At 38.1% G+C, this 19,539-nt stretch carries 13 protein-coding genes; 3 read left to right on the plus strand and 10 right to left on the minus strand.

The genetic code is table 11. The features are described from left to right. The first annotated feature begins 183 nt into the window (after positions 1–183). Entirely contained in the window at positions 184–3,351 is a 3,168-nt protein-coding gene (locus tag VLZ86_RS15455) for a S41 family peptidase (protein ID WP_325452963.1), read from the plus strand. 320 nt (positions 3,352–3,671) lie between these two features. Here the strand turns inward: VLZ86_RS15455 and VLZ86_RS15460 are convergent, their stop codons facing one another. The 3 genes from VLZ86_RS15460 to VLZ86_RS15470 all read right to left on the minus strand — a co-directional run bounded on the left by VLZ86_RS15460 (position 3,672) and on the right by VLZ86_RS15470 (position 10,038). Next, complete coding sequence (locus tag VLZ86_RS15460) at positions 3,672–5,549, minus strand: CocE/NonD family hydrolase (RefSeq protein ID WP_325452965.1); 1,878 nt, start codon at positions 5,547–5,549, stop codon at positions 3,672–3,674. A gap of 212 nt (positions 5,550–5,761) precedes the next feature. Then, the gene (locus VLZ86_RS15465; RefSeq protein WP_325452967.1) at positions 5,762–7,078 is read right to left on the minus strand and encodes a RagB/SusD family nutrient uptake outer membrane protein; all 1,317 of its coding nucleotides are present in this window, start codon (positions 7,076–7,078) and stop codon (positions 5,762–5,764) included. Between the two features lie 11 nt (positions 7,079–7,089). Next, positions 7,090–10,038, minus strand: a complete 2,949-nt coding sequence (locus VLZ86_RS15470; RefSeq protein WP_325452969.1) for a SusC/RagA family TonB-linked outer membrane protein — start codon at positions 10,036–10,038, stop codon at positions 7,090–7,092. A 598-nt stretch (positions 10,039–10,636) separates the two neighbouring features. Between VLZ86_RS15470 and VLZ86_RS15475 the strand changes: the two genes are divergently transcribed. Together VLZ86_RS15475 and VLZ86_RS15480 are read left to right on the plus strand one after the other, a co-directional pair. Beyond that, positions 10,637–11,695 (plus strand): proline iminopeptidase-family hydrolase, encoded by a 1,059-nt coding sequence (locus tag VLZ86_RS15475; RefSeq protein WP_325452971.1) that lies wholly within the window; start codon positions 10,637–10,639, stop codon positions 11,693–11,695. A 3-nt stretch (positions 11,696–11,698) separates the two neighbouring features. Further along, positions 11,699–12,469: a DUF1206 domain-containing protein gene (locus VLZ86_RS15480; protein ID WP_325452973.1), complete on the plus strand. Its 771-nt coding sequence runs from the start codon at positions 11,699–11,701 to the stop codon at positions 12,467–12,469. A gap of 125 nt (positions 12,470–12,594) precedes the next feature. Here the strand turns inward: VLZ86_RS15480 and VLZ86_RS15485 are convergent, their stop codons facing one another. From VLZ86_RS15485 to dnaJ, 7 genes are all read right to left on the minus strand, one after another. Next, complete coding sequence (locus tag VLZ86_RS15485; RefSeq protein WP_325452975.1) at positions 12,595–12,921, minus strand: type II secretion system protein GspG; 327 nt, start codon at positions 12,919–12,921, stop codon at positions 12,595–12,597. A gap of 163 nt (positions 12,922–13,084) precedes the next feature. Beyond that, complete coding sequence (locus tag VLZ86_RS15490; RefSeq protein ID WP_325453063.1) at positions 13,085–13,240, minus strand: hypothetical protein; 156 nt, start codon at positions 13,238–13,240, stop codon at positions 13,085–13,087. A gap of 174 nt (positions 13,241–13,414) precedes the next feature. Beyond that, complete coding sequence (locus VLZ86_RS15495) at positions 13,415–14,293, minus strand: PPK2 family polyphosphate kinase (protein ID WP_325453065.1); 879 nt, start codon at positions 14,291–14,293, stop codon at positions 13,415–13,417. Positions 14,294–14,359: 66 nt separating this feature from the next. Then, positions 14,360–15,523: a sigma-54 dependent transcriptional regulator gene (locus VLZ86_RS15500; protein WP_325453067.1), complete on the minus strand. Its 1,164-nt coding sequence runs from the start codon at positions 15,521–15,523 to the stop codon at positions 14,360–14,362. A gap of 393 nt (positions 15,524–15,916) precedes the next feature. Further along, positions 15,917–17,230 (minus strand): ABC transporter permease, encoded by a 1,314-nt coding sequence (locus tag VLZ86_RS15505; protein ID WP_325453069.1) that lies wholly within the window; start codon positions 17,228–17,230, stop codon positions 15,917–15,919. Between the two features lie 2 nt (positions 17,231–17,232). Continuing rightward, positions 17,233–18,159 (minus strand): ABC transporter ATP-binding protein, encoded by a 927-nt coding sequence (locus VLZ86_RS15510; RefSeq protein WP_325453071.1) that lies wholly within the window; start codon positions 18,157–18,159, stop codon positions 17,233–17,235. Positions 18,160–18,413: 254 nt separating this feature from the next. Beyond that, positions 18,414–19,523 carry a molecular chaperone DnaJ gene (gene dnaJ / locus VLZ86_RS15515; protein WP_325453073.1) on the minus strand — a complete coding sequence of 370 codons (1,110 nt, stop codon included), beginning with the start codon at positions 19,521–19,523 and terminating at the stop codon, positions 18,414–18,416. Between the last annotated feature and the right edge of the window lie 16 nt (positions 19,524–19,539).

The raw sequence follows: 19,539 nt of genomic DNA on the forward strand, positions 1-19,539 counted from the left end.
AGCGTGAGTTAAAGACTCTTAAAGCACAGCGTATAATTCTCAAATTTAATGATTTTTACTTTTTAAAACTTTGCGACCCCTTGCAATTTTTCAATGCCCTCCTTACGCTAAAATTATAGTATAAACATTTTTAGAGAATTAATATTATAGTTAACTTCCCCCGTATATAATTCTCTAAAACCTATGAAACCGCACTACCTCCTACCATTTTTAATTTCGTTTTTATGTCTCGGACCACTTTACGCACAAGAGGCCTATTTTCAAATCGATCCAACCATATCGCCAGACGGACAAACCATAGTTTTTAGTTATGATGGCGATTTATGGAAAGTACCTTCAAGTGGTGGAGATGCTTTTAGGTTGACGGCTATGGAAGGAGAAGAAACGCTCCCGCGAATTTCACCAGATGGTAAATGGTTGGCCTTTAGCGCCACACAATATGGCAATAAAGATATTTATGTCATGCCAATAGACGGTGGTGAGATCAAACAACTCACGTTTCATGATGCCACAGATGATGTAGATAGTTGGTCGTGGGATTCTAAAGAAATTTATTTTACCTCGTCGCGGTACAATCGTTATAGTGGGTATAAGGTTCCGGTTTCTGGAGGCACACCAATGCGGTTGTTCGAAAATTATTTCAACAATATCCATAATGTGGTTTCTCATCCAAAAACATCCGAAATTTTCTTTAATGAAAGTTGGGAAAGCAAAAATTTCGCAAATCGTAAACGCTATAAAGGTGCTTATAATCCTGATATTAAATCCTACAATATAAAAAGCAAGGCCTACAAAGAATACACCGATTATAATGGGAAAGATATGTGGGCTACCATAGATAAAAACGGAGTTATTTATTTTGTCTCCGATGAAATCAATGGAGAATATAACCTCTATACCTTTAAAGACGGAAGTACTAAAACGGCCTTGACAAAATTCGAAACGTCAATCGGTTGGCCGCAGGTTAGTGCTAATGGAAACAAGGTGGTGTTTACTAAAGATTATCAGATTTTCTTATACGATGTAGCTTCTAATAAAACTCAAAAAGTTAATGTTTTAATCAACACAAATAATACACTCAAAAAGGAACAAGATTTTAATACCAAGGGGAAAATCAGTAGCATGTCCATATCACCTGATATTAAAAAAATGGCATTTATTTCTCGCGGCGAACTGTTTGTGTCGGACATTAAAGGCAAATTCATTAAAAAATTAAACACCAATCCAGATGAGCGCGTTAAGGAGGTGAAATGGCTAAAGGATAATCGCACATTGTTATACATTCAGACCGCTTCCGGTTATACCAACCTCTTTACAATTGCTGCAGATGGATTAGGTGAAGAAAAAAGACTTACCAGTGAGGCAAAAAATAATGCCAGTATTGTTATTGACCACAAAATGGAACATGCGGCTTATATAAGTGGTCGTGATGAGTTGAGACTATTAAATCTAAAAACCTTAAAAAGCACGACTATTGTTACTGATGAATTTTGGGCACTTCGTCCACCAGTCCCTCAATTTTCACCAGACGATTCGTATATTTTATACTGTGCTTTTCGCGATTTTGAACTTGACATGTTTACTTATGAAATTGCAACCAAAGAAATTATCAACTTAACCCATACGGGGGTTACAGAAAGCAATCCAACCTGGTCTCCAGATGGAAAATACATCTATTTCCAATCTAATTTAACCCAACCTTCATTCCCAAGAGGTAGTGGTGATACACATATTTATAGAATGGCTTTAGACACCTATGATGCACCATTTAAATCCAATAAGTTTAAAGAACTTTTTAAAGAAGACGAAAAAAAGGATAAGGATAAATCTGAAAAGAAAGACAAAGACAAAAAAGAAAAAGATAGTATTAAAGAACCCATTTCAATCACCATCAATAAAAGAGGGTTGATGGATCGTATCGAACTCATCAGTCCGGCATTCGGGTCACAATACGATACCTATGTAATTACAAAGGATGAAACTACCTATGTTTATTATTTTTCAAATCATGATCAAGGAAAATACAATCTTTGGAGAACTATTATAAAACCTTTTGAAGAAAATAAAACTGAAAAAGTAGATGATCAAGTTATTAGGTATGGTCAATTGGAAGCCTCTAAAGAAGGATTTTATGCTTTGTTGAATGGCACTATCCATACCATGGATATAAAAAGCAACAAGCTTGAAAAAGTTGAAACCGAAACGACTTTTCGAAAAAATCTGGCGACTGAGTTTCATCAGATGTTTTATGAAGCCTGGGCAGGTTTTGAGACCAATTATTACGATGAAAATTTCCATGGAGAAAATTGGCAACAGCTTAGAGATAACTATGCCCGTTTTCTACCACACCTTACAAAACGTTCACAATTGAGTATGTTATTCAACGATATGCTTGGCGAGTTAAACACCTCTCATTTTGGTTTTAATACCTCTGGGAAAGAAGATGAGACTTATTACGGGAGTACTACCTCAGAATCAGGTGTAATTTTCTCTGAAGACAACCCTTATAAAGTGGCACATATTGTTAGTAAAAGTCCTTCGGATATCACAGGAAAAGATATTAAACCAGGCGATATCTTAATCAAAGTCAATGGAAATTTAACGGACATCAATATAAATAGGGAATTCTATTTTTCCGGACCGTCCTTGGAGAAAGAAATGCAATTAACATTTAAAAGAAATGGCAAAAACATTATTGTAAACCTACATCCAATTGCTACAAGAGAATTTAAAGATTTGCTTTATGACGAATGGGTTGAAGACAATCAGAAGTATGTAGATGAAAAAAGCAATGATAAAATCGCCTATGTCCACATGAAGAATATGAGCGGCGGTGAGCTCGACAATTTCATGAAGGAGATGGTTTCTGAAGCCTATAGAAAGGATGCGTTAATATTGGATTTAAGAAATAATACAGGAGGAAACGTGCATGATGCCGTTTTACAATTCTTATCTCAAAAACCCTATGCGAAATGGAAATATAGAAACGGAAAATTGGCACAACAGCCCAATTTCGCACCTGCAGCAAAACCCATAATTTTACTGGTTAATGAACAATCCTTAAGTGATGCTGAAGTGACAGCGGCAGGTTTTAAAGAATTAGGCCTTGGAAAAATCATTGGCACGGAGACGTACCGTTGGATTATTTTTACCTCAGGCGCTGGTCTAGTTGATGGCTCATCTTATCGTTTGCCATCTTGGGGATGTTATACTTTGGATGGAGACAACTTAGAGCATACTGGAGTAAGTCCGGACATTTATGTAAAAGAGGATTTTAAAGACAGACTCATAGGAAATCAACCACAATTAGATAAAGCCATAGCCGAAATTCTAAAGGATTTAAATCGATAATTGACGAAACTTTATAAAGTTATGGATAGAAGTTTGAAAATTTTATTCCATAAGATTATTCCAACCGCGATTTTGCGGACCTCATGCCCGTGCCTAATACATTGATGGCGATGAGATATTTCATCTGGCTGAAAAAACATTTTATTTTTATTCAGATGATAGATAACCCAGTTTTATCCTGTGTTTTTCTAAATGTTAATAAGTAGAATTCCGGTATCATGCATTTATTGCAGGGTTGTCAAATTTCATCGCTATTATCTTGAGCAATTTAAGGGTCTTCTAAGCTAATTTCCAAATTATATTTTCATTGTTCGGGCAAACTATCGAATAGACAATCGTATCTGGGAAGGATATTGCTTTGAATGATGCACCATGTTCTCTGCTACTACGCCTTCGCTTTCGTCGTAATTATTTCCTCCCGTGTTTAGATTTCGTGCAAAACGTGGAAAATTACTGCTGGAAACCTCGATTCTAATACGATGTCCTTTTTTGAAGTAGTTACTCGTAGACATGGGCGTTAAATCGACCTTATAGACTTTCCCTTTTTCCATGAACACTTCTTTATCGTAACCTTCTCTGTACCGCACTCTCTGTATGGTCTCATCAAGGTTATACGCAGTACCGTCAGGATAGACATCGATCAGCTTTATGGTGAAATCCGTATCCTTTGCATCCGAAGAAACATAGAGCGTGGATTCAATAAATCCGGTTACTTCTACCCCTTCCGTAAGCACATCTGTGGTATAAACAAGGATGTCTTGGCGCTCTTCCATCTTTTGTTGATCGAATGCACCGCCTTCCACGGCATTACCCGTGCAGCATACATTGCCACCTAAAGAACTCACAGGGTTCATTGGATCATAAACAAAAGAGTCTGGATTGTCTTTGGTAGCTTTCTTTTTAGTTAATGTGCCATTTCCATTAAGGGTGTTGGCTTTACCGTTACTATTTAAGTAATAAGTGGTCATTTTAGTGTCTGCCGGAGGCCATTGCCCTGCCGATTTCCACTCATTGCTCCCCATGGTATAATATTGTACTCTAGGGGTTTTTTCCTTAAAATCATTGGACGCTCCTTTTAACCAAAGATCAAACCAAGCATAAATCTGTTCTTCATAATTTAAACGGGCATCCCCTACGCTACGCTGACCCACGATTGTGTTCTCAGTGGCACGGGTAAAAGCACAATGCAAAGTAGGCGCAATCACCAAGTATTGATTATCCCGTATTTCAGGATCTTTTGAGTTGTTGCGAACATGGTTGAACAAAGCCAAATTGGGCGTGATCGACACATCGTACCAAGAAGCAAACCAAAAACTAGGCGCACCTATTTCCATGGTATCATGATAAAGTCCACCCTCGAACCATGCTGGATCATTAGGTTTCCTTACGACCATTTTATCAAAAATTTCCTGTTTGCCATGTATGTTCTTAACGATATCTTTTATAGGTAAATGAGATAGGGCTTTAGCCATATCTATGGGTGGGTTTTTTGGGGACAGATCATAGAACCTTGAAATTCTGATCAAATCTTCCTGGCTGGCACCTTCCGGAATTCTGGGTTTAAATTTATCATGCTCTACCCCATACAGCCAAGCGAAGAACAAGAGTTGCTCTGCACCTCCTCGGTACCAATTGCCCTGCTCTTTAATATCACCTACGGTTCCAATTCCTGCACCGAAACCTTGTGGCACCATTGCTGCATGTGAAGGGTGATCAAGCGCGGATACCGCCATTTGCCATTCAGCAGTGGAAGAACAACCAATCGTACCAATTTTACCGTTAGACCAAGGCTGATTGGACATCCATTCGAAAGCATCATAGCCATCAGTAAGTGGCACGCCTAGAATATCCCATTCGCCTTCAGAAAAATAACGGCCACGTTCATTTTGTACTACAAAGGCATAACCTCGCTTAACTGCATCATAAGCCTGCTGGGCTGTTCGAGTCTGTTGCACACCATCAACCCAAGTATTAAAATTATAAGGTGTCCGCGAAAAGATGATAGGCACCTTATCTGTGGTTTTAGGACGGTAAATATCAGTAGCTAGACGAATTCCGTCGCGCATGGGCATCATGACTTTTTGCTCGACAATGGCAATTTCATCAAGTTTTTCAAAAATATCCTGTTGTTCCTGCCCATAGAAAATCTGAACTGCGAATAAAAAGAAGAAGAAAAAAGGAATGCGAGAACGTTTCATAGGATGAGTTTTATTTAGTTTCTTTATTACACGACACTAATTTAGAGAAAAATAATATAAATCTTATAAGTAATCTTACCTGAAAGAACTAATCAATAGGAAATCAAACATGACTAATTAAAAAGAAAAAGCCCGATGAGTTATCATCGGGCTTGTTTAGTGTTTTTAGAATCTAAATTAGTTAATAGCCAACTCCTAGATTCTTATAATTCTTAGTAAGTTTCCGGTAACGGAATTGGCATGACATTAAATACCTGATCCCCGGGTCTATCTATGGGTAAGGTATTGGATAGTCCATAACGTCTTAAATCAAACATTCTATGGTTTTCAGACCAAAGTGAATACCTTCTTTGTTTCAGCATTTCCGCTGTTAATGCCTCTGCTGTTTGGGCACCCGAATAATTAGGCAAGTTTGCCGAATTTCTAATGACATTTAAAGCGTCTACTGCATCTTGAAAATTATTTGCCAAAATACTTGCTTCCGCATAGACCAATATTAACTCCTCATTCCTTAGAAAATCTATAGGACTCGTATCAGAATCGTATAAACGTGTTTCATGGGTGCCGTTTAGGCCATCTTGAGAAGCTGGGTTTAATCGAGGGGCCGACTTCTGTGCCACTCTTGAGTCTCCAGCCTCTGCATCAGCAATCCAAGAATTATGGACGATAATCTGATCCCCATTTAGGTTAGGAACCTTAAACACCGTGTTGGCTTGATCACCACCACCCAAGCCAAAAATATGCTTTGGTCCAATCTTTAAATTTCCTGTCATATCCATGTAGGAACTGGATAAAGCGGTCAATGCCGCGTTACCATCACCGTCATAAACCGCCGCCACGCCAGCCCATGCTCTGTTGAACTCAGAAAAGGTAGAGGGCTCTTGGAAACCAATAAAACCATTACTCAATGTAAATGCAAAACTGTTTCCTGCATTGGACAGGTGCTGTTGTCCTTCATCCAAAAGAGCGCGGACCTTAGCCATGCCCTCATTGAAATCTACTATCGGACCCAAATTTTCAGGATCGGTAACGTCCAAACGCGCCTTTCCGTAGGATTTAAGTATTTGTATCAACTCTTCTGCCATCATCGTTTTGGCAAAACCAAGATAACCGTTTTTTTCCGTTTCATTTACGGCATCTGTGTTGTCAAGAGCCTCTATTAAAAGGTTTATATTCTTAATACACCTGTAGTTTCCGTTCCAGGACCCTACGCTATAAAAAGAGTTGTTATCTAAGGGAATGCCAGCTTTGCCCAATAAGTCTCCCGTATTACGAGGTTCCGCATTAAAAAGATAAAGTTCTCTTGCCATAACACCATTGGACGTAGCCTCATTTCCTATGCCATTTCGGGATGTTGATTCTATCCCTACCACAAGCTCGTTCAATTGACCTTTGGAAGCGTTTTTTAATACCCCATCCACACTTGGCCCGTTTGGATCTACGACTTCATCAAAAGTACAAGAAACCATAAGCGAGAATAGTGGGATTATGAAGGTCATAATCGCTAAAGTTTTTATATTATTTTTCATATTACTATTTTTTAAAAATTAACGTTTAGGCTAAAGAAAAATTGGCGAGAACTAGGGTATGAACCGACTTCTATCCCTGTAGAAAGTCCAGTACCACCGTTTACGGAAACCTCCGGATCGTAGCCACTGTAATCACTAATGGTGAAAAGGTTTTTTCCTGATATCCCAAACCTCACACCTTCCACAGCGTTGCCAAACACACTATTTACTGTGTTTCTAGTTAACGCATAATGGATAGAAGCCTCTCTTAATCTGAAATAACCTGCAGGCTCTACAAATCGCACCGCATTGGCAGGCATGAGAAGTCGCGCCTGACCTTCTGGAGTTTCAAGGTCAGGTGTGACCAAACCTAAATCAGAAAGAAACGTCGTAAGGTTCAGGTTGTGACCACCTTTTTTCCAGTTAAAAAGAAAAGACACATCAAACTGTTTGTAGATCGTGAAGTTATTGCTCCAACCCATTTGAAAGTCTGGCTCTACATCCCCCACTTTGGTTGGTTTTGTCCCTGTACCATCTAGGTTTAAGTTACCGACCAATTGGGTGGCAGATTGTCCTTCCTGAATATAGAATGTTCCAAGACCAAGACCAAATCCAGCTCCAGGTTGCGCAAATGCTGGTACAGCCAATCGCGTAATTTCAGAACGGTTCTTATACCATTGTAAGGACGTGTTCCATTTAAAGTTTTCATTATCAAACACAAAAGCTCTTAAGGCTAATTCCACCCCAGTATTCTTAAGGTCACCAAGGTTAGTGGTTTCTTGGGTAAAACCAGAAGAAGAAGGTAATGCTCTAGTCAAAATTAGATCTTTAACCTTTTTGTCATAATAGGTCGCTTCAAAGGAGAGTTTATTATTAAAAATTCCAAGATCAAACCCAAATTCCAATTCACTGGCAGTTTCAGGTTTCACGAAGGCGTCTCCCTTACTTCCTACGACAGACTGTCCAATATTGTCACCAATAATGCTAGCCCCTAAACTGGTAAACGTAGAGCCGAAGCTGGCAGGACTGCCTGTTTCGCCATAAGCAGCTCTTAACTTCAACTGAGATATGGACTCTATGCTCCAAAAGTCGAAATTTGCCATATTTATAGCCAAAGAGGCCTTTGGAAATCCGTGGAATTCATTAGGATCGCCATTTCTGGAGGATTTATCCATACGATATCCCAAAGTAGCGATAATCTGATCTTTATAATTTCCTTCTATTTGACCGAAATATCCAAAATCCTTTTCTTCTGAGCGAAATTGATCAATAACTTGGTTTACTGATTGGTCAACACTGGTTTGGCCAGCAGCTAAAAGAGAACCACGACTATTTACAAGATTTGATTTTTGATAGAGGTACGCCACCCCCAACTGAGTGGTAAGGTCTAAAGCACCGTTCATTGCTTCCTTGTTCCAAACACCAATAATTTGCGTATTCAATTGCGTAAAGTTGTTTTTCCCTACAGCTATAAAACCTCCAGGTCCTGGTCTAACTTGGGCTTGATGAGTTTCCGGAACATATACATAAGTCTGGTTCGCTAAATAATCCAAACCACCACTGGTCACAATTTTCACCCTATCGGTGTCGGTTCGCAACAGATTAGTGTTTAGAGTCATCCCTTGCACGAGACGATCATTCGTATCATCATTCAAGGCATGATCCCTCACAAATATAGAATTCCCCGCAGCATTTGGATTATCAGGATAATTACCATTTTCATCAGGGAAGAGGTTGGTCCATGGTCTTGTATACGCCAAGGTATATCCGTAACTTAAGCCACCCTCATTTTCGTTTCCTGTAAAACTTCTACTGGAATTACTTCTGGTATAGCTGGTAGATGACGTGAAATCAAAAACATTAGAGATGCGATGGTCAATATTGGTTCGCAATGAGAAACGATCAAAGCCAGTATTTTTTATAATACCTTCTTCGTCTCTATAGGAACCTCCAAGGTAAAATTTTGTTTTATCGTTACCACCTGTAGCACTTAAACGGGTTTCGGTTATAAAACCTGTATTGCCATAAATAATATCCTCAAAATCGTAGAGCCCTCCATTTGCAGCCATTGTAGCCTCATATAGAGCCCTCTCTGCAGGGCCAAATGCACTCTCAACCGATGCCGCCGTCCATGGTCTGACGCCTAAACGCTTTGCAATTTTATTCGTGCCCAAATCTTGACTAAAACTAATTTTGGTCTTGCCTGTTTGCCCGCGTTTGGTAGTGATCAACACTACCCCTGCATTACCACGCTGCCCATATATTGCAGCCGCAGACGATCCTTTTAAAACTTCGATATTTTGGATGTCATTAGGATCTAAATCCGCCAAACGGTTACTAGAATTCTCCTCATTTCCACGGTTTGCACCAGATGCAAAACGAAGTCCAGAAGGGATTTCCACATTATTATAATAGACCCCATCAACGATGATGAGCGGCTGGTTGTTTCCGTTAATAGAAGAAATCCCCCGTAATCTTAAGGCAAATCCTCCACCCGGTGCTCCTGAAGTCGCCGTAATGTTGACCCCGGGAATTTTCCCGTACAAGGCTCCATCTACTGTAGATTGACTGGTAGTTCCGACTAATTCGGCAGCAGAAACGGTAGAAACGGCGTTTGCAAGATTCTGCCGTTTTACAGAACTCGCCAATCCAGTAACGACTACTTCATCAAGTCCGGTTGCAGACTCTTCCATAGTGACGCTTAAAACCGTAGGTTCGGTCAATTTAACTTCCGTAGTGGCATATCCTAAAGAGGAGAATACCAAGGTTGATGGGAATGAAGGCACCAAGAGTTCAAAATCGCCATCAAAATCAGTGATGGCGCCGGTGGTGGTTCCTTTTACAATAACATTGACACCAGGAAGCGGTAGTCCAGTCGCCCCATCAATAACTTTGCCTGTTACAGTTCCCTGCGCGGATAACAGCAATGGAACTGTTAAAAACATAAAGAAAAGAACGCTTTTTAAATAGTTTTGTTTCATTTTCATATAATTAGTGTTAAGTTTTGAACGTTTAAGATAATCAAGTTTTCAAACTTTAAATCAATTTTTAATGAAATAATATTACCACATATCAACATTCAAAATGCTTTAAGGGAATTTTATAGCGTTTTCAAAGACTGAGAGTTACCTCCGGATTCAACAAAACTGCAGAATCGTACTGTGATTTCTGTTTAATATACTACCTCGCCGTTTTCTTATGAAAAAACTTAACACCTTGACAGTAACTGAGTCAGTCAAAGGTACAGCCCCTTCCTGTTCACCTTTTCAATGGTTGAGACCATGAATTGGTGGTTTCTTTTCATTTATGCGAGAAAAGCTATTCCTTTGAAGTGGGAGGTCCAAATAACTGTGGAAATCATCTAGAGGATAAAAATCATTAGTTTTATCTTTAAACCGGAGTAATAGATTTTTTATATATTGAATAAAAAAAATTTAACTTAGTAGGCGTTCAAATTCCTATAAACTAAATAATTGCTTTTAAGATATCCAACTAAACTATAAATAACACCTCCGTTTATATCCTTCATATAAGTGTACAGACCAGATTAACTTTCTAAGAAATTAAAACCAACGAATTATGAAAACTGTATTTTACTTCTTATTGATTTCCGTAGTTCTACTTTCAAGCTGCAGCGAAAACCCACAAAACAGAAAAACTGAAAATGAGAATAAATCCAGTTATTTCGATTATTCCAATAGCGATGATCAAAAAACAGGCGGCATCAAAATGATTCCTATCACCACTCCAAAAGGCACGTTTAATGTATGGACAAAACGTATGGGGAACAATCCAAAAATGAAAGTATTGCTACTTCATGGAGGTCCAGGAGGCACACACGAACTGTTTGAGAATTTCGATGGGTATCTTCCCAAAGAGGAAATTGAATACATTTATTACGATCAACTGGATAGTTATTACAGTGACAAACCGAACGATTCCACATTATGGACCATTGAACATGCTGTAGAACAAGTAGAACAGGTGCGAAAAGCTCTAAATCTCGATAAAAATAATTTTTACCTATTTGGACAGTCCTGGGGCGGCCTTTTAGCAATGGAATATGCACTCAAACATCAGGAGCATCTAAAAGGGCTTATCGTTGCGAATATGATGGCAAGTATCCCCGAATATGAAACATATGCCGCAGACGTGTTAGGACCACAATTACCACCAGAAGTCCATAAAGAAATTAAAGACATGGAAGCCAAGAACGATTTTAGCAATCCGCGATATTCGGAACTTGTGACCCAACATTATTATACCAAACACGTGTTGCATTTACCATTGGATGAATGGCCAGAATTCATCAATCGGTCCTTTTCCCATATGAATCCAAATATTTATATTTATATGCAGGGTTATAGCGAATTTGGCGTTACAGGTGATGCTACTCTCAAAGGCTGGGATATTTCTGATCGATTAAACGAACTGACTGTTCCTACCTTGATGATTGGTGGCAAGCATGATACAATGGACCCAAAATATATGGAATGGATGAGCACCCAAGTACAAAACGGAAGAAGTGTAACGACCAACGGTGCGCATTTGACGCAATATGATGATGCCGACAACTTCTTTAATGGATTGATAAAATTTATAAAAGATGTAAATAATAAGACGTTTAAAGAAAATTAAAACATGTTCAAAGAGAATATTGCACGGTTTGGGCTCAGCGCCATGGGTTTTGTTTATATTCTCATTGGTGTATTAACAGCCATGCCCACTCTTAATTTGGGTGGGCAAAAAACCGGAACAAAAGGTGCCATTGCTTATTTGGCCGGTCAGCCTTTTGGCCAAGTTCTGTTGACTATTATGGCCATTGGATTATTTAGTTATACATTTTGGAAACTGTATCAAACGTTTTATGACTCGCGAAACTTAGGCACGGATATTAAAGCACTTTTTACGCGGGCGGGCTACTTCACTGGAGGCCTTTTTTATGGTGCATTAGGGTTTGTAGCCGTAAAATTGATATTTGGCGGTGGTTATGATGATCAACAAGAAATTATCATTAGTGCATTAAGTTCAAAATTTGGAAGTGTATTTGCTATTCTATTCGGATTGGTTCTGGCGGGGAAAGCCCTCTTCGAAATTTATTTTGTGGTCTCGAATAAATTCAAAAAGAATGTACAATCATCAGAAATGCCACCAAAAGCTAAATCTACCCTATTGAAATTTGGTGTCATTGGACACTTTGCTCGAGCTTTAGTATTTGGCGTCATGTCATTTTTAACCATTAGAACAGGAGTAACTTTTCGACATAAAAAAATGAGTACATTAACGGATGCTTTCCAGTTCTTAGACAATGAATTTGGTGATGTGGTGCTTGTGCTTGTCGCTTTGGGATTTTTATGCTTCGGACTATTTATGCTTGTAAAAGCAAAATATCTATATATAAACATCCATTAGTCCCATCTGACATAAACCGCCATTTTTAAGCGAACGAAAAATCGGATGAAGCTTTACCCATAAAAATGTCCTTCTTCGCCATGAAAAGGAATATAAGTGGTGCCGACAGGGAAGTTTCTCTTCAGTTATTTTGAATTTTGATATACAATATCATCTGAAGTGTTTAGTTGGCCATCCCGTCCCAAAGAAATTAAAACATAACTTTCACCTGAATCATGGCGCTCATAAAAAAATTCCCTACCCCAATAATCCTTATGAATATTTTTAAGCAAGGGATTCTTTCTAACAATAACTTCTAAATCTTGGGGATAATAGCCCGATGTCAATTTTTCATGCTTCAAGAGCGATGCCACCTCTGTGAGCTTTTTGAGGGTTTGATTTTCAGCATTTCCAAATAAAAAAGCAGAAAATCGCACCAAATAAAAGGTGAGTCCCACTATTATTCCTAACAATAAAATTTTTTGAAGCCGGTGAAACCATCTTTTTTTTGGTGATCTTAGTTTCCGTTCATATTTGCGTTGCCTTCGTTTTTTACGCCTGAGTTTAAAATTCTCAAAGATCAGAAGTAAATCGGCCAATAAACCAGCAGTAGATTCCATGATTTATTTCTATGCCTTAGTTATTTGGTTCCAATTCTATAGGTAACAACCATTTATAAATTTTTCCGTTGGTCAGAGAATTGCTGTAAATTTTACGGATATTTTCAGCATCGGTTTGCGCGGAAATATTAATGTGAAGCGAAATACTTAATGCTAAAAAAAGTTTTTTCATGGGGAATGGGTTGATGGATTTGAAGTAATTAATAGACTATTTTAGTATTGAAATTACGTAGATAGTATTATCAAAACACCTATTGATTCTAACCTATAAGGTTTAAAAAATCTTGCAGGTTGGCTTTAGAATCTTGGTGATTGTTAGGAAAAACTTCGAACTGAAAGAGTAAAGCTATTCCCTTTCCAGTTGCTTTCTATACAAATCGATATTGGCTTTTATATCCTCATCCAATTCAGGTTCTTTTATATCTGTATAGGTTTTTAGAGTGTCATATAAAACCCTTGCAACTAAATATCTTGACGTTTTTTTGTCATCACAAGGAATAACGTACCAAGGCGCATGAGGTTTTGAGGTTTTATTGAGAAGATCCTCATAACACGTCATATAGTTATCCCAAAGCTTACGCTCATCCAAATCTCCAGGAGAAAATTTCCAGTTTTTATCCTCGCGATCCAAACGTCTCAGCAATCGGTTTTTTTGCTCCTTTTTTGAGATGTTTAAAAAGAATTTAAAAACTATGGTTCCATTATCGGCGATGTGTTTCTCAAAATTATTGATGTCCTCAAATCGCCTTTCCCAAAACGCGTCATCAATGTCCTCAACGGTATCAATTCCTGGAATATTTTCATTTAAAATATATGACGGGTGAACTTTGGTCACTAGGACGTTCTCATAGTGGGTCCGATTGAAAATTCCAAACTTACCTCGTGCAGGAAGTGCAATATAATGGCGCCATAAATAGTCATGTTTCAACTCTAAACTTGTAGGTGTTTTAAAACTATGGACGACCACACCACGCGAATTAAAATCTTTGAAAACTTCACGGATCAAGCTGTCCTTTCCAGCCGTATCCATCCCCTGCAAACACACCAAAACAGCATATTTGCCATGCGCGTACATTTTATCCTGTATTTTACCGAGCCCTTTACGAACTTCTTTCAGTTGGTCCTTTATGTCGCTTTTTGATGCATCTAAATCAAACGTAGTTTCCAGACCTTCAATTTTAACTTCTTCGTTGATTTTAAAATCATTAATATTAATATCTCTCATGTCGTTTTGTTCTATTTTCTCACCAAACTTTAAGTTAAGTTTGGTGAAATTGCCTTATTGTTTTTATTATTTAGACGCGAAGAGTTTGACATCACTTTCACTCACTTCCTTTTCCCCAAGAATGATCAAGCGTTCAACCACGTTACGGAGCTCTCTAATATTTCCTGTCCAATCGTATTCTTGTAATAGTTTGATGGCATTTGCAGAAAATGACTTTGGAGCCGTCCCATTTTGTTCGGCTATTTTACCTGCAAAATGTTCTATCAATAAAGGGATATCTTCCCTTCTATCGTTTAAAGGCGGCACTTGAATTAATATAACTGCCAACCTATGGTATAAATCTTCCCTAAATCTCCCCTCTTCAATTTCTCTGTTCAAATTTTTATTGGTTGCCGCAATGACACGTACATCCACCTTTATATCCTTATCACTTCCTACACGTTGCACCTTGCTCTCCTGTAAAGCCCTTAACACCTTTGCTTGGGCTGAAAGACTCATGTCGCCTATTTCATCTAGAAAAATAGTGCCACCATTGGCAGCTTCAAATCGGCCAGCCCGATCTCTAACTGCACTGGTGAAAGCCCCTTTAACGTGACCGAACAATTCACTCTCTATCAATTCAGATGGGATCGCTGCACAATTGACCTCTATTAGGGGGCCATTGGAACGCTCGCTCTTTTCATGGAGCCAGTGTGCTACAAGCTCCTTTCCAGTACCGTTTGGTCCAGTAATCAGGACTCTGGCATCTGTACCCGCCACCTTTTCGATCAGATCTTTTATGTGGGAAATGGCTTTGCTTTCGCCAATCATTTCATAGTTTTTGCTCACTTTTTTCTTGAGCATTTTATTTTCAACCACCAACTCCTTTCTATCTAAGGCAATTCTGACCGTATTAAGCAATCTGTTCAAATCTGGTGGTTTTGAGATATAATCGAAAGCCCCTAAACGCATGGTGTTAACAGCAGTATCCAAATCGCCATGACCAGAGATCATGACAATTGTGGTTTCTGGTTTAATTTTCTTGACAGCTTCCAAAACTTCCACTCCATCCATTTTTGGCATTTTGATATCACAAAGCACCAGGTCATAATCCTCCTTTTTTATTTTTTCCAGACCACTCAAGCCATCTTCGGCTTCGTCCACTTGATAAGAATCATTTTCTTCAGAAAGAATTTTAACCAAAACCCTTCTGATGCTAGCTTCGTCTTCTATGACTAATATTTTTGACATTCTTAATATTTAGATTTTATTCTTGTTCTAAAATAGAAACAATTTTTAGGAATACGAATAAAAATTTGATTTCTATTTTTTTTATAATCTGTATTTATTAGGTATTCTTTAGGTTGCATAAACTTATGCAAAAGACGTTCCGTAAAATTCTATGATCAAACCTAAACCATAAATTAGTTTTTTTCGACCCAAATTGAAAAGTCTGATAGGGATGAAGATTTTCGTAAAACCTCAAGCCATTGACAAATGGATATGCGCTAACAAGATACAGCCCACATCAACTTTGAATAGGAGTGGGATGATCAACATAAACAGCGTTCAAATCCGTAGTATCAATCACTGTATTTACGTTAAAGACTTAATGTCAGAAAATAAGGCGTGAGCGCCAGGTAATTAATACCTTAACCATTTAAATAACTCTTTATAAGTAGGCTTTTTTCCGTACATTAAAATACCCACCCTATAAATTTTAGCGGCAAACCATACAGTAAACATAAAGGTACACACCAATATTGCAAATGACAAAAGTTGTTGCCATATTGGAACTCCAAAAGGAATTCTCATAAGCATAACTACTGGAGATGTTAATGGTATAAACGAGAAAATTGTTGAAATAGTTCCATGAGGATCTTCTATCACCGTAAACACGCCAACGTAAACCGCCAAAACCAGTGGCATAATTATTGGCATCATAAACTGTTGTGTATCCGTTTCATTATCTACAGCCGCACCAATGGCAGCATAGAAAGAACTGTATAAAAGATAGCCACCAATAAAGAAAAATAAAAATGCCACACATAAATTTAGGATTGGCAAATTAACAAACCCAGTAATTAAGTCTTGGGCAATATTTTGAGCATCGGAAGATGCCATGGCCTGATTGATCATTTCCTGTTGTGGCGATTGAATTTGCATCATATCGATACCGAAAATTGCAGAAACCAAAAATAATAATACGCCTCCAAGAATAAGCCAAATCAAGAATTGGGTGATGCCAGCCAATGAAGTCCCTATTATTTTACCCATCATCAATTGGATTGGTTTTACAGAAGAGATAATGACTTCAATAATTCGACTTGTCTTTTCCTCAATGACACTTCGCATGATCATATTGCCATAAATGATAATGAACATAAACAACAAATATCCCGCAGCACCTCCAAATGCAAGTTTTAAATAACTGTCAATTTTAGACGTTTTTTCGCCCCCGAACGTTTCCTGAGCAATATTAACCGTGGTTCTGGAAGCTCGGATTTGGGCCATATCCACTCCGTCATTTTGTAGCTTTATATCAGATAAGCGTTTTTCAATCTTCCGCTCCAAGTTTGAAATTATCGATACTGATGGCGATTCATCTGAATAGAAATTCACAGATTCCACTAGGTTAAGGGTATCAGAACTTTTCTTGACATACAATAATCCAAAGTCTTTTTTGGCTTTTACCAACTCCTTAGCGGTTTCAAATCCTGTGTCCTTAATAAGGGTGTAGGTAGTGTTTTCAGTATTCTCAAAAACTTCTCCTACAACTCCTGTTTCATCCAAAATTGAAATTGTACGTTTCTTATCGTTATTTATCTGCGATAGATAAGCCACAACAGCCACGAGGGCAATCATAATTATGGGACTTAAAAACGTCATGACAATGAAGGATCTGTTCCGAACTTTATTCAAATACTCTCTTTTAATGATGAGCGGTAAATGGTTCATTTTTAGTTGTTTTTTACAGTTTGAATAAAAATGTCGTTCGCACTAGGAATAACTTCTACAAAGTGATGGATTTCTGCTTTTGAAGTTAAAAAGCTCAACAAATCATTGGATGATGTATCTTCAGGAAGTTTGATATTCAATTTAATATCATCATTCAAGTTTTTAAAAGTTGCTGGAAGCACTTCAAATTTCTCCTTAATTATTCGGGTTGTCTCTTCAGGATTAGAAGATTGCATACCAACTTCAAAGGTATTGGTCTTGAATTGGCGTTTGACATCCGTCAATTTTCCATCTAAAACCTTATTAGATTTGTGAATCAGCGCTATATGGTCGCATAACTCTTCCACAGATTCCATACGATGGGTTGAAAAAATAACCGTTGCACCTTCATCTCTCAACTGTAATATTTCATCCTTTATGAGCGAAGCATTGATAGGGTCAAATCCGGAAAAAGGTTCGTCAAAAATCAAAAGTTTTGGCCTGTGAATTACCGTAACAATAAACTGAATTTTTTGCGCCTGTCCTTTGCTGAGCTCTTGTATTTTCTTGTTCCACCAATCGCCAATTTCCAATTTGTCAAACCAATACTTAAGACGCTCTTTTGCCTCTTGTTTTGATAAGCCTTTTAGTTGTGCCAAATAGAGTACTTGCTCTCCCACTTTCATGGATTTATAAAGGCCTCGTTCTTCGGGCAAGTAACCAATATCACGGATATTTATGGGCATCAAAGGCATCCCGTCCAAAAGCACCTCACCAGAATCTGGCATGGTAATTTGATTGATAATTCGAATGAGTGTGGTCTTACCTGCTCCATTTGGTCCTAGAAGTCCGAAGATACTTCCTTTGGGAACGGAGATGGAGACTTCATTTAGTGCTTTAAAATCTCCAAAACTCTTGGAAACCGAATTAGCAACTAATAAGTTGTTCATAAATTAGCGATTGAAAAGTTCAGTGTAAACGGGTGTAAATATATTAAATGTTAGCTTTTAGGATTGCTTTTATGTTTTATTTTTCTCTAAAGATCATGAATAGACTTGGAATTTCATAAAATAGAATGTCCTAAAAAACAAAACCCACCCTTAAAAAATTAAGGATGGGAAAAAATTGCTATGAAAAAGAAAAATATCACTAAAATAAATTAGTGATATTCAAATATAGTAAATTTTATCAATTTACCTATTGGTTATGAAAACATATCTTTTACTTTCTCAAAGAATGATTTATCTGAAATTTCAGGTTTTGGTTCAAAATGTTCGTCATTTCTCACACTTTCAAAAAACTCCCTCTGTTCTTTATTCAGGGTTTTTGGGGTCCAAACATTAATATGCACCAATAAGTCACCTTTTCCGTAACCATTGATACTAGGGATACCCTTACCTCTCAATCGTAAAATCTTACCGGACTGTACACCTGATTCTATCTTAATTCGAACTTTCCCTGTCACCGTGTCAATTTCTTGACTGGTACCCAGAACAGCATCTGGCAAACTCACATAGAGATCATAATGTAAATTATCGCCATCGCGCTTTAAAGTGCTGTGTTCTTCCTCTTGAATGGCTACCAATAAATCTCCAGGAACCCCGTTGCCCGGAGCATCATTACCTTTCCCAGATACTTTCAATTGCATACCATCAACCACCCCTGCCGGAATTTTAACCAATACAGTTTCTTCTTTGAGAACCAAACCTTGAGCATCCGCATCAGCTGGTTTTTTATCAATCATCTCTCCTGCACCACCACATGTTGGACATGGAGAAGATGTTTGCATACGACCTAAAATAGTATTGGTCACTCGCATGACTTGTCCAGAGCCATTACAGCTTGAACACGTTTTGTAGGTTGTACCTTCAGCCTGAACTTTACGTTTTACCTTAAGCTTTTTCTCAACACCATTGGCTATCTCTTCTAAGGTCAAGGAAATTCTGATTCTCAGATTGCTTCCTTTAACTCGCCTTTGTTGGCCGCCAAAACCGCCACCAAAACCAGAGAAACCACCACCAAAAATATCTCCAAATTGACTAAAAATGTCATCCATATTCATGCCGCCGCCATTAAAGCCGCCACCCCCGCCCTGGAATGCCTGATGACCGAATTGGTCATAACGTGCTTTCTTTTCAGGATTGCTCAATACCTCATAAGCTTCAGCTGCTTTCTTGAACTTTTCTTCTGCCACTTTATCGTCCGGATTCTTATCTGGATGGTATTTTATGGCCTTCTTGCGATATGCTTTTTTAATTTCATTCGCTGTTGCACTTTTGTCAATTTTAAGTATGTCGTAATAATCTTCCTTCATGGTATGCTATTTCTAA

Source organism: Gelidibacter sp. (assembly GCF_035515035.1).
GTDB lineage: Bacteria > Bacteroidota > Bacteroidia > Flavobacteriales > Flavobacteriaceae > Gelidibacter.